Raw genomic sequence first — 11,425 nt, forward strand, 5'->3', positions numbered from 1 at the left:
CTCAGAGCTCTACGTGCATGAGGGCGATGGCCTGGTCGACGTCGGCGATGATGTCGTTGATATGCTCGATGCCGACCGAGAAGCGCACGAGGCCGTCGACGACGCCCATCGCTTCGCGTTCCTGGCTCGGGATATCGAGGAAGGCCATGGTGGCGGGCACCTGTGTGGTGGTGCGAAGGCCGCCGAGGCTGGCCGCGAACGAGCAGAGCTGCAGCCGCTTCAGAAGCCGCACGCCGCAGGCTTCGTCATCCACCTGGAAGGACAGCATGGCACCGCCGCCGATCAGCTGTTCCGACGCGGCGGCATAGTTCGGGTGGGACGGCAGGCCGGGGTAGAAGACGCGCTTGACGGCCGGATGCGCCTCGAGGTGCATGGCGAGTGCCAGCGCGTTGGCGCACTGCTTCTCAAGGCGCAGCGCCAGTGTCTGCGCGCCGCGCAGCAGGAGCCAGGCGTTGAAGGGCGACAGCGGCGCGCCGAGCTTGTTCAGTGTATTCCAGCGCACATCCTCCAGCCAGTCCTTCGGCAGGATATCGGACTTCAGCGTAATGACGCCACCGACCGCATCGTTGTGGCCGCCGATGAATTTCGTCGCGCTTTCAACGACGACGTCGACGCCGAAATCATGCGGGCGGCAGACGGCGGGGGAGGCAAAGGTGTTGTCGCAGATGACGACGATGCCGCGCGCGTGAGCGATCTCGACGAGCTTCCGGAGCGGTGGAACCTTCATCGTCGGGTTGGCGATGGCTTCGACATAGAGCACCTTCGTCTCGGGCGTGAAGGCGTTTTCGACGGCGCGCACGTCCGAGCAGTCAACGAGGCTGACCTTCAGGCCGAAATCCTGGGCGCGATGGTCGAAGAACTCATGGGTCGAGGAATAGGTGGTGAGGTCGGCCACGATGTGATCGCCGGCCTTCAGGATGCCGAAGAGGGCGTGGGAGATCGCGGCCATGCCGGAGGCGGTGGCAAGGCAGGCGGTTCCGCCGGTCAGCTGCGCGATATGTTCTTCGAGCTTGTACTCGGTCGGGTTACCGCAGCGCGAATAGATGTTCACTTCCTTGCGTGCGCCGGCGACGATCTGGTCATAGATATCGCCGCCATACTGAAAGTTCGCCGACATGTAGATCGGGTAGCTGATCGACTGGGAATGTTCCTCCGGCTCGTAGAAAACGGCGCGGCTGGCAAATTCGAGGGCTTTGGAAGAGGTGTCGGACATGGGCATTTCTCCTGGAAAGATCATTCCTTCACGGCGCCGCCGATAAGCGCGGCCGTGATCTGGCGTTCGAAGAAGATGAAGAGGATGAGGGGCGCGATGGCGGCCATCAGGATTGCTGCGAGCATGACCGGATAGTTGGTGACATGTTCGCCGACGAAATCGGTAAGTCCGACCGGCAGCGTCTTGCGGGCGGGATTGTTGATGAAGACGACGGGAAACAGGAAGTCGTTCCAGACCCAGATCATATTGACGATGCCGACCGTGAACATGGCGGGCCGGGCGATCGGCAGGGCGACGACGCGGAAGATCATCCATTCGGAGGCGCCGTCGACGCGGCCGGCGTCGAAGAGCTCGCGCGGCAGCGTGTTGAAGAATGCCTGCATGATGAAGATGGAGACCGGCACGTTGAAGGCGGCGGTCGGCAGGATGACTCCGAGATGTGTATCGAGCAGTCCTGCCGTGCGCAGCATCACCACCAGTGGCACGAGCGCGACATAGGCGGGGATGRCCATGGCGGCCGTCAGCGACAGTTCCACCACAGGCATCCAGCGTGGGCGGTAGATGGCAAGCGCATAGCCGGCGAGGGTCGAGACGAGCACGGTGATGATGGTCGCGCCGCCCATGATGATGAGCGAATTGACCGCGTAGCCACCGAGCGCGCCGCCACTCCAGGCGCCACTGTAGGCATCGAAATTGAGGCTTGTCGGCAAGGACCAGACGGAGCGCATAAACTCCTTGTTGGTCTTGAACGTGCTGTAGATCATCCAGAGGAAGGGGAAGATCACCATCAGCACATGCAGCGTGAGCAGGATGAGCACGACCGTGCTCGTGCGGTTCCAGCGGCGGACGGCGCTCATGCGTCCCCCTTGCGGCGCAGGAAGCGGAAGACGACCCAGGCGGCAAGCGCCGTCAGCACCATCTGCACGAAGCCGATGGTCGCGGCATAGCCCATCTGGAAGCTGCCGAAACCCATCTTGTAGAGATAGGTGGAGACGACCTCGCTGGCGTGGCTGGGGCCGCCATTGGTCAGGACGAAGACCAGCGAGAAGGTCTTCAGCGAGCCGATGATGGCGAGCAGCGAGTTGGCGCGCACCGCGTCCCAGACCATGGGCACGGTTATCGAGAAGAACTTGCGGAAATCGCCGGCACCATCGAGTTCTGCGGCCTCATAGACGCTTTCCGGTACGCTGCGTACGGCAGCGGTGAAGAGCAGCACATAGAGGCCGAGATACGTGAAGCTCATCACCACGACGACGGCGAGGAAGGCGGTTTCGGACTCGCCGAGCCAGCCGCGTTTCAAGCTGTCGAGGCCGACGGCCTTCAGCGCCGCGTTCACCAGCCCGAAATAGGGGTTGTACATGAAGCGCCAGAGCAGGCCGATGCAGATCTCGCTGACCATGACGGGCACGAGATAGAAGAACAGGAAGATGCGACTGAAGGCCGGGACGATGCGCACCAGGCAATAGGCGATGGCGAGCGCGAGAAAAACCTGGAAGACGATGGCGGAGAGGGCCACCAGAAGGTTGCGGCCGAGCGACGCCCAGAACACGGGGTCGGCGGCAAGCTTCAGGAAGTTGCCGGCGCCGACGAAGACGGGATCGGATGCTCCATCCCATTCGAACATGGACAGCCAGCCGGCATAGACCACCGGATAGGCGACGAAAGCGCAGACGAAGATCAGGGCCGGCGCCAGGAAGAAGAGCGTCGCCCGATTGTGTCTTTTCGCTAGGCCAATGTCCGTGCTCATGATTCCGCCGGCGTCTGGAAATGCGCGCAGCCGCCGGAGGGCCGGCGGCTGCGGTTTCGGAAGGCTTACTTGTTGTCCTTCAGGGCGCCCTCAAGGCGCTTGGCGGCGTCGGCCGGCGTCACGGACCCATCCAGTGCGCCCTGCAGGGCCGTGTAATAGGTATTGGTCGCGGCCGGCGGCATCGCCGTGTCGTAGAAGGAATCGAGATGGCCAGCAGCATTCATCAGGTCGTTGCTGATGCCGTAGAGCACGGGGCCGGCGGCCGCTTCCGTCGTGGCGCCCTTCACGGTCACCATCGTCTTGCGCAGCTCGACATACTTGGTCATCACCTCGGACGAGGAGAGGAACTTCAGGAGCGTCACGGCATCAGCCTTGTTCTCGGCTTTTTCGGAAATGCCGAACGAGGCAGCGACACCGGCGAGCACGTCGGTCTGGTCACCGGCTCCGCCCGCCACGGTCGGGAAGGCGAAGTAGCCAAGGTCGAAGCCTTCGGGCGCATCGGTGGACGCGCCGATCTGCCAGGTGCCGTTGAGAAGGATCGCAGCCTGACCGTTGAGGAAGAGCATGTTTGCTTCCTGGTCGCTCATGCCGTTGAAGCCGGTCGGGAAATATTCGTTCTTGGCGATCTCGGCGACCTTTTCAAAGGCCTTTTCGCCTTCCGGGCCGAGCGCCGCATTGGCGTCGCCATTGACGAAGGAGGCTACGACGCCGGAGCCCTTGAGCCGCATTTCCATGTACTGGAACCAGAAGGTTGCCGGCCAGGAATCCTTGTTGCCGAGCGCAAAAGGCACGACGCCGTCGGCCTTGATCTTCTCGGCCAGCGACATCAGTTCGTCATAGGTCTTGGGAACCGTCCAGCCCTTTTCGGCAAACAGCGCCTTGTCGTACCAGAAGACGACGGAATCGACGTCGACGGGCACGGCGTACGTATGGCCGTCCTTGCTGGTCTGCGCGATGGCGCTTTCCAGGAAGCTTTCGCGCCAGCCGTCCTTGGCCAGTTCCTGGTCGAGTGCGTACATCTGGCCGCCCTTGACGAAGGCGTTCAGGAAGCCGCCGGGCAAGGTGTAGAATACATCCGGCGGATTGCCGGAGGCCATCGCGGTGTTCAGCTTCGTCTTGTAGGCCGACTGTTCGGCGGCGACGACATCGAGCGTGATGTCTGGATGCTTCTTTGCGAAGGCGTCCAGCGCGAAGTTGATGAAATCGACCTTGTCCTGCTGTCCGGCATAGGCGTGCCAGAAGGTAAGCTCGCCGGCTGCTGCCGGGAACGTCGTCAGCGCCAGGGATGCGCCTGCAATGAGAACAGACTTCAGCTTCACGGTTTCCTCCCAAAAAGCGTGTTGCAGCACCTTCCGCTGCGTTGATGTAGTGATGCCACATCAAAAATCATGTGTCCATAGTGACACCACAACATCGCCATGTTAGCTTCCTTCACGAAAGCGTTTGCCAGCGAGAGAGCCGTTCATGAGTATCGACCCGCGCGCTACCCTAGGCCCGGCCAGCAGCCGGTTGCGCAGCGTTCTGCCGAAGCTGTCGGACTCGGAGCGCCGCGTCGCTTTGTGGGTTCTCGAAAATGTCGAGGCGACGATCCGCAACTCCATGTCCGTCATCGCCCAGGCGACAGACGTCAGCGACACGACGGTCTTGCGCATGTGCCGGACGGCAGGTTTCGAAGGCTTTACGGATCTGAAATTCGCGCTGGCGCAGGAGCCGCGCGGTGGCCGCGCCGAGACGGCGAACGATCCGGAAGCGAGCGATCTCCACGCGGCAAACCGCCTCTTTCGCGCCGTGGCGCAGGCGATCAGCGATACGCAGGGCGTGCTGAACGAAGGGACTTTTGCCAAGGCGCTCGATCTGATTTCGGGCGCACGGCACATCGTCGTCGGCGGCGTCGGCGGGTCCGGCATCGTCGCGCAAGCCTTCTACCAGCGCTGCATCCGTCTTGGCCTTCGCTGCGATGCGCCGGTCGATTCCCAGCTTCAGATCATGCATTCGGCACTGACCGGACCTGACGATCTCGTCGTCGCAATTTCCTATTCGGGCATTACCAGCGACCCGGTCCTCGTGCTGCAGGAAGCCAAATCCCGCGGGGCGGCGACGCTCTGTATCACCGGCAACAGCGCATCGCCGCTGGCACGTCTTGCCGATGTCGTGCTCGTCAGTGTCTCGCATGAGCAGGGCAGCGAGCCGATGGCCGCCCAGATTGCGCAGATGGCGCTGATCGATGCGCTTTATTCGGCGCTCGTGGCGCGCAATGCCGAACGGGCGCAACTCACCGAAGAACGGATGGTCAACGCCATCCTTCCAAAATCCATCTAGTACTCAGACACAGGTAGTGCCGTGAAAGTCCAGATCTACACCATGCAGACCGTTTCCGAGGCCCTCGCCGCAGCCGCTGCCGGCGTCGACTATCTCGGCCTGACCCCGTCCAACCGTGGCCTGCCAGGGGAGATCGACTTTGCGACGGCCCGCGAGATTGCCGATGCGCTCAAGGGCAAGGCACAGCGCGTTGCTCTGTCGGTTGAAAGTGACCTCGCCGCCATTGCCGACATGGTTGCCGCGGTCCAGCCGGACGTGCTGCACCTTTGCGGTAATATCTCGCTGGTGACGCCTGAGCAGGTAAAGGCGCTGCGCGAGAGGCTCTTGCCGCTCTATCCGGAACTGCGCATCTTGCAGGCCATTCCGATGACGGGGCCGGAGGCGCTCGACCACGCGGCTGCCTTCGAGCCCTATTCGGACATTTTCATTCTCGATTCGGTTGCTGCCCACATCGGTGGCATCGGCGCTGCAGGCGTCACGCACGACTGGTCGCTAAGCCGCGAAATCGTCAAGCGCAGCAAGCTGCCGGTGATCCTTGCAGGCGGCCTCGGCCCGGACAACGTCGCGGCAGCCATCACCGCCGTACAGCCCTGGGCAGTAGATTCGCTGACCCATACCAACAAGCCGCTGCCGGAAGGCGGCTTCCGCAAGGACATCGACAAGATCGCCGCCTTCGTGAAAGCGGCAAGGGCGGCTTAATCGTCGCGGAAAGCTGGGAAGGGCGAGCACGCCGCGCCGCCCTTCCGACCGGATCTTTCCGTCCAGCCTCAGGCTGTGTTTGCCCGCATGGGCCAGGCGGCACCGCTGCGGGCAAAGGAATCCGCGGCCTCCATGATTGCCTGCGTATCGATGCCGAAATGGGCATAGAGATCGGCGATCGTTCCGGTCTGGCCGAAATGCTCCACGCCGAGCGATATCGTGCGATGTCCCTCCACTGCGCCCAACCAGCCGAGGGTTGCCGGATGCCCGTCCGTGACGGTGATGAGGTTTGCCGTTTGCGGCACGGTTTCCAGCAGCGCCTCGACATGGCTTCGTGCCGCTCCGTTACCGTGGCGGCGAGCCCGTTGCGCTGCCGTCCAGCCGGCATTCAGCCGGTCGGCCGAGGTGACGGCCAGGACGGCGATGTCGCCGTGGCGCTCGGCAAGCCGCCCGGCGGCCATCAGCGCTTCCTGCGCGATACATCCCTGATAGGCGAGCACGATACGGGTGCGGGCGGATGGCGCGCGCAGCCAGTAGGCGCCGTCGATGACGCCCTGCCGGAAGACGGGATCTTCGCGTCTAAGCGCTATTTGCTCCAGCGGCCGTGTCGTCAGGCGCAGATAGACCGAGCCGCCGGTCTGGTCACGCAGCCAGGTGCGCGTGTCATGCGTCCCATCGCCGTCGCGCTGCATGTAGTCGAAGGACCAGTCCATGATGACGGAGAGTTCGTCGAGGAAAGCGGGCTCGAAGCTTGCAAGACCATCCTGGCTCATGCCGATGAGCTGCGAGCCGATCGATTGATGCGCGCCACCCTCCGGTGCCAGCGTCACGCCCGAGGGCGTGCCGACGATCATGAACCGCGCATCCTGATAGCAGGCGTAGTTCAGCGCATCGAGTCCCCGGGCGACGAAGGGATCGTAGACGGTGCCGATGGGGATGAGCCGTTCGCCGAACAGCGAGTGCGAAAGGCCCGCGGCGCCGAGCAGCAGGAAGAGGTTCATTTCGGCGATGCCGAGTTCGATATGCTGGCCGGATGGGCCGAATTCCCATTTCTGCGCTGAAGGGACTCGCTCGTCGCGGAACGTATCGGCGAGCTTTTCACGGGCGAACAGGCCGCGGCGGTTGACCCAGGGGCCGAGATTGGTCGAGACGGTGACGTCGGGCGCTGTGGTGACGATGCGGGCGGACAGCGCGTCATCACGCTTGGCAAGGGCGTCGAGGATCTTGCCGAAGCCGGCCTGGGTCGAAAGTTCGCGATCGTCGAGGAAGACAGGACCGGCCGAGGATACGGCCGGGGAGGTGAAGCGCCGGGCACCCTCGGCGAAGAACGGCACGGCCTTCAGGAAATCCTTGACCGGAGCCGGCGAGGGGATCGCGCTGAACGTCTCCCATTCCGTGCCGGGCCTGACGCCGATGCGTGCCTGGAACGCCTCCATCTGCGCCTTGGTCATGAGGCCGGCATGGTTGTCCTTGTGGCCGGCGAGCGGCGTGCCCCAACCCTTGATCGTATAGGCGAGGAAGACGGTCGGCCGGTCGTGGTCGATGCTTTCGAAGGTACGGATCAGCGTTTCCAGGCAATGGCCGCCGAGATTGTTCATGAGGTCGGAAAGCGCGTCGTCGCTGCGTGCGGCGAGAAGGTCGGCGACGCCCGGTTCACCACCGATTTCGTCGGTCAGCCGCTTGCGCCAGGCCGCACCGCCCTGGAAGGTCAGTGCCGAATAGAGCTGGTTGGGGCAACGGTCGATCCAGCCGCGCAGCGCTTCGCCGCCGGGCTCGCGGAAGGCGGCCTGCTGTAGCGCGCCGTATTTCAGCACCTTCACATCCCAGCCGAACGCCGTGAATATGCCCTCGATGCGCTGCCACAACCCCTCGCGCACCACGCCGTCGAGGCTCTGTCTGTTGTAGTCGATCACCCACCAGGTGTTGCGCAGGTCGTGTTTCCAGCCCTCCTGGAGACACTCGTAGATATTGCCTTCGTCGAGTTCCGCATCACCGACCAGCGCGATCATCCGGCCTTGCTGGCGCTTCGACCAGTCTTTGGCGGCAATGTAGTCCTGAATGATCGAGGCGAAGGCGGTGATGGCGACGCCGAGGCCGACGGAGCCCGTGGAAAAATCGACGTCGTCGATATCCTTGGTGCGGCTCGGATAGGATTGCGCACCGCCGAAGCCGCGGAAATTCTCCAGCTTCTCCCTGGTCTGGTTGCCCATGACATACTGGATGCCATGGAAGACCGGCGAGGCATGCGGCTTTACCGCCACGCGGTCTTCCGGCCGCAGCACATGAAAATAGAGCGCCGTCAGGATCGAGGCGAGCGAAGCCGAGGAGGCCTGATGCCCGCCGACCTTCACCTCGCCCTTCTCGCGCAGGTGATTGGCGTTGTGGATCATCCAGCAGGCGTGCCACAGGACCTGCCGCTCCAGGCTTTTGAGATGCGCCAATATTTCGGGCGTCAAAGCCGGTTCTGTCATGAATATCCTCCCTCATGCTCCATCAGACAGGTTAACCCGGCGATTTCGGCAAATCTGACCTAAGTTGACGGAATTTTCGCAAGATGCGAATGATTTGACCTCAAATGTGGATTTCTCAGGTCAATCATGTCTCAGCCGAAGCCTTCCCTGGATTCCGCCACCATCCGCATCCTCGATCTCCTTCAGCAGAACGCCGAACGGAGCATTTCGGAACTGGCGGAAGCGACCGGCCTTTCCGCCTCGCCCTGTTGGCGGCGCGTCAATGATCTCAAGGAAAGCGGCGTCATCAAGGGCACCGTGGCGCTGGTTGATGCGCCCTCGCTTGGCCTTGCGGTCAACGTCTTCGTCCAGGTCTCGCTGAAGCAGCAGGACCGGCAGTCCCTCGACATCTTCAACGCGGCGATCCGCACCAAACCGGAAATCGTCGAGTGTTATCTGATGACAGGCGAGGCGGATTACATGTTGCGCGTCGTCGTCGAGGATCTTGCCAAATTCCAGGCGCTGGTGGTCGATTTCCTGACGCTCATTCCCGGTGTCGCCAATATCCGGTCCAGCTTTGCACTGAGCCAGATCAAGTACACGACGGCGCTGCCGACCGAGCATCTCAAGGGTAAGGGAGCGTGATTTCGGCTTCCGTTTGACGATGGGCAATCTGAGCGGAAATGATGGCGATGTCATTCGTTTGGCTATTGGACGTCGGCCTTTTTGCGGTGTCCTCCGCGCGCTTCAGGCCTCTTGCGCTTGCCCGCAAGCCCCGGAAATGGCGCGAAACTTGATAGCCTGCCATCGGATGTAGTCGTTGAGCAGGGTTTGGGAGACGAATAGGTCGCCGCGATTGCCGGGAAGGCTCCAGACGAGAAGCCCTTCCGATTTTGCCCGGGCAAACACCCTCTGCACGTGGCCTCGCGACAGGGTATGTCGGTTCGAGACGTCACCTGCAGGGAGTGGTCCAAGGCAGGCCGGTCGATCAAATCCTTCAAGATCGGCAGGCACGCGGCATATGAGTTCGTGCAGGATGTTGCTTCCCGACTCCGTGCGAACGAACAGATCAACACTCGCCGGCGGCTGTGCCCACGCCGGATCAAAAACAAGGGAACGAGCAACCAGCGGGTGGATGCGCGCAAGCAGACGCTGGTCGCTATTGAACCCGGACGCGCGATTACCTCCATCGAGCCGGTCAAGCGCCGTAAGATGGCTTGCGAGCCATTGGCCGATCATGGTTTCGCCGTAGGCACTCAACTGTAATGGCCTGACGCGCCTGTCCTTGCTTTCCTGGGGGATGAGCAAGCCGTAGGCCGCCATTTCGGCCAGATGGGCCGTGAGGGTGTTCTTGCTGAAGGGCAGGTGTGGCGCGAAGAACTCTATGAGCGCCCCGGCCGTCAGAGGCGGGCGCGTTTCATCGTGCTTCCGCTCGAAATGAAGGGCAACGATCGCCTGCGTGATCCGCCACTTCTGCATGCTGGCGACATAGCGCACCACCCTTGGCGCGACATCGTGCATCGCGAGCAGTTCTTTCGCCGCATCTCGCAGCACGGCGAAAAATGCCGAGCCACCACTCCACGTCATGGGGCTGAGAACGTCTTGCGATCCTAATGGCATCGTTGTGTCTGTCGCATCACAGGTTATGGCATCCCCGGCATTACTACCCTTCCAGTTTCGCATCACTATGACGTGTCGTCACCTGCGTGACTCAATTTTGGGTGCACTCACCCACAACCTGCTTCTTTAGTTGATCATGTTCTTCCGCTCTCGCTATGAGTGACCAGCTTCTGGGGAAACATCATGAAATCAATTCTTTGTCGTCTACGCGCAGGTTGAGCCATCGCCTTGCCGAGGCCGACCGTCGCTGCGGCCGAAGCTTGATTTAACCGGCTGACCGAACGAACCGTCCAGGTCCATGCACGTCTCGCAAGGCGCGCGATGGCAAGGGTTTTCTGCGCCCTTTTTCTGGCCCTGTAACAACGCCCTTAGGCAAAATCGAATGCTCAAAAGCCTGCCGCTCGCCCCCGTGTTTTCTTCTTTCGCGTTGCCAAAGATGGTCCTGAGTCCGTTGCGACGGTGCTTCCGCATGTCGCGAGCGTTGCTGATGCTGCTTGTGGGCGTGATCGCAATGTGTGGGCTGGCAGACGAAGCGATGACCGCCCCGTGCAGGCCGAACATTTCATTTACGGGCGTTGGACTGGCGGTCGACAGAAACTTCAACGCCTGCGATGTCTACTTCCCCGACATTCCTCCGACCTGGGGCGGACTGTACAGGCTTCACGGAACCCGTTTGGATAATCAGGCTCCGATCGGAGTCGTGGACGGCACGTCTTACGCCCCCAAGCCGGACGACCTGGTTGATACGGTAAATGCCCGTTACGGCTTCACTTTCGACGCGTCCACGGGCACCTACACAATCAGGCTGCTCTCCATCCGAAACGAGGCCGCCACCTCGGACAGCATCGTGCTCTACAGCTACGACAGAAACGGGACCCCGTACGGCGGCGAGACCGCAATAGCTACCCAGACCAACACGATCTCAGTCACGCTGCCGAACGCCCTTCCAGCCATCGGTAGCGTCAGTCCCACAACCGGCTCGCCTTTGGGCGGTACCTCGGTGGTCATCACGGGGACCGGATTTGCCGAAGCCACCTCGGTCAAATTCGGTGGTACTGCCGCGACGAGCTTCACGGTCGACAACGAGAGCCAGATCACGGCAGTCGCGCCCGCAGGAGCGGTTGGCCCGGCAGACATCGTGGTCGCAACGGCCATCGGGTCGACAACGTTTCCGGGTGGCTTCAATTACGTGGTCAGCGCTCCCGGTGCACCGACGATCGGCGCGGTAACGACGCTCGATCCGGATGGCGCCCAGGTCAATTTCACACCACCGGCCAACAATGGCGGCGGGGCGATTACTGAGTATGTCGTAACATCGTCTCCGCATGGAAAAATCGGTGTCGGTACCCAAAGCCCGATCTCCGTCCGGGGCCTGTG

The 11,425-nt window shown here is 62.2% G+C and carries 10 protein-coding genes; 4 read left to right on the forward strand and 6 right to left on the reverse strand.

All coding sequences use genetic code 11. From position 1 onward, the window contains the following. Position 1 precedes the first annotated feature (1 nt). From AB4Z53_RS28335 to AB4Z53_RS28350, 4 genes are all read right to left on the reverse strand, one after another. The gene (locus AB4Z53_RS28335; RefSeq protein ID WP_441598859.1) at positions 2–1,213 is read right to left on the reverse strand and encodes a trans-sulfuration enzyme family protein; all 1,212 of its coding nucleotides are present in this window, start codon (positions 1,211–1,213) and stop codon (positions 2–4) included. Positions 1,214–1,233: 20 nt separating this feature from the next. Next, positions 1,234–2,070, reverse strand: a complete 837-nt coding sequence (locus AB4Z53_RS28340) for a carbohydrate ABC transporter permease (RefSeq protein WP_441598860.1) — start codon at positions 2,068–2,070, stop codon at positions 1,234–1,236. Next, positions 2,067–2,960 carry a carbohydrate ABC transporter permease gene (locus AB4Z53_RS28345; RefSeq protein WP_223737484.1) on the reverse strand — a complete coding sequence of 298 codons (894 nt, stop codon included), beginning with the start codon at positions 2,958–2,960 and terminating at the stop codon, positions 2,067–2,069. The genes AB4Z53_RS28340 and AB4Z53_RS28345 overlap by 4 nt, the downstream gene beginning before the upstream one ends. A gap of 65 nt (positions 2,961–3,025) precedes the next feature. Continuing rightward, positions 3,026–4,279 (reverse strand): ABC transporter substrate-binding protein, encoded by a 1,254-nt coding sequence (locus tag AB4Z53_RS28350; RefSeq protein WP_441598861.1) that lies wholly within the window; start codon positions 4,277–4,279, stop codon positions 3,026–3,028. Positions 4,280–4,424: 145 nt separating this feature from the next. Between AB4Z53_RS28350 and AB4Z53_RS28355 the strand changes: the two genes are divergently transcribed. Continuing rightward, on the forward strand, positions 4,425–5,279 hold the full coding sequence (locus AB4Z53_RS28355) for a MurR/RpiR family transcriptional regulator (protein ID WP_291158886.1): 855 nt from the start codon (positions 4,425–4,427) through the stop codon (positions 5,277–5,279). Between the two features lie 21 nt (positions 5,280–5,300). Next, complete coding sequence (locus AB4Z53_RS28360) at positions 5,301–5,978, forward strand: phosphoribosylanthranilate isomerase (RefSeq protein ID WP_441598862.1); 678 nt, start codon at positions 5,301–5,303, stop codon at positions 5,976–5,978. Between the two features lie 68 nt (positions 5,979–6,046). On the opposite strand, the gene AB4Z53_RS28365 is transcribed toward AB4Z53_RS28360, so the two are convergent. Then, complete coding sequence (locus AB4Z53_RS28365) at positions 6,047–8,449, reverse strand: transketolase-like TK C-terminal-containing protein (protein ID WP_441598863.1); 2,403 nt, start codon at positions 8,447–8,449, stop codon at positions 6,047–6,049. A 126-nt stretch (positions 8,450–8,575) separates the two neighbouring features. On the opposite strand from AB4Z53_RS28365, the gene AB4Z53_RS28370 reads away from it, so the two are divergent. After that, entirely contained in the window at positions 8,576–9,073 is a 498-nt protein-coding gene (locus AB4Z53_RS28370) for an Lrp/AsnC family transcriptional regulator (protein WP_113540217.1), read from the forward strand. Positions 9,074–9,175: 102 nt separating this feature from the next. Here the strand turns inward: AB4Z53_RS28370 and AB4Z53_RS28375 are convergent, their stop codons facing one another. Continuing rightward, complete coding sequence (locus AB4Z53_RS28375; RefSeq protein ID WP_441598864.1) at positions 9,176–10,015, reverse strand: hypothetical protein; 840 nt, start codon at positions 10,013–10,015, stop codon at positions 9,176–9,178. Positions 10,016–10,430: 415 nt separating this feature from the next. Between AB4Z53_RS28375 and AB4Z53_RS28380 the strand changes: the two genes are divergently transcribed. Continuing rightward, on the forward strand, positions 10,431–11,425 hold a 995-nt coding region (locus tag AB4Z53_RS28380; RefSeq protein ID WP_441598865.1), incomplete at its 3' end, for an IPT/TIG domain-containing protein.

Origin of the sequence: Ensifer sp. 2TAB8 (assembly GCF_052115125.1) — a bacterium.
In the GTDB taxonomy this organism is placed as follows: domain Bacteria; phylum Pseudomonadota; class Alphaproteobacteria; order Rhizobiales; family Rhizobiaceae; genus Ensifer.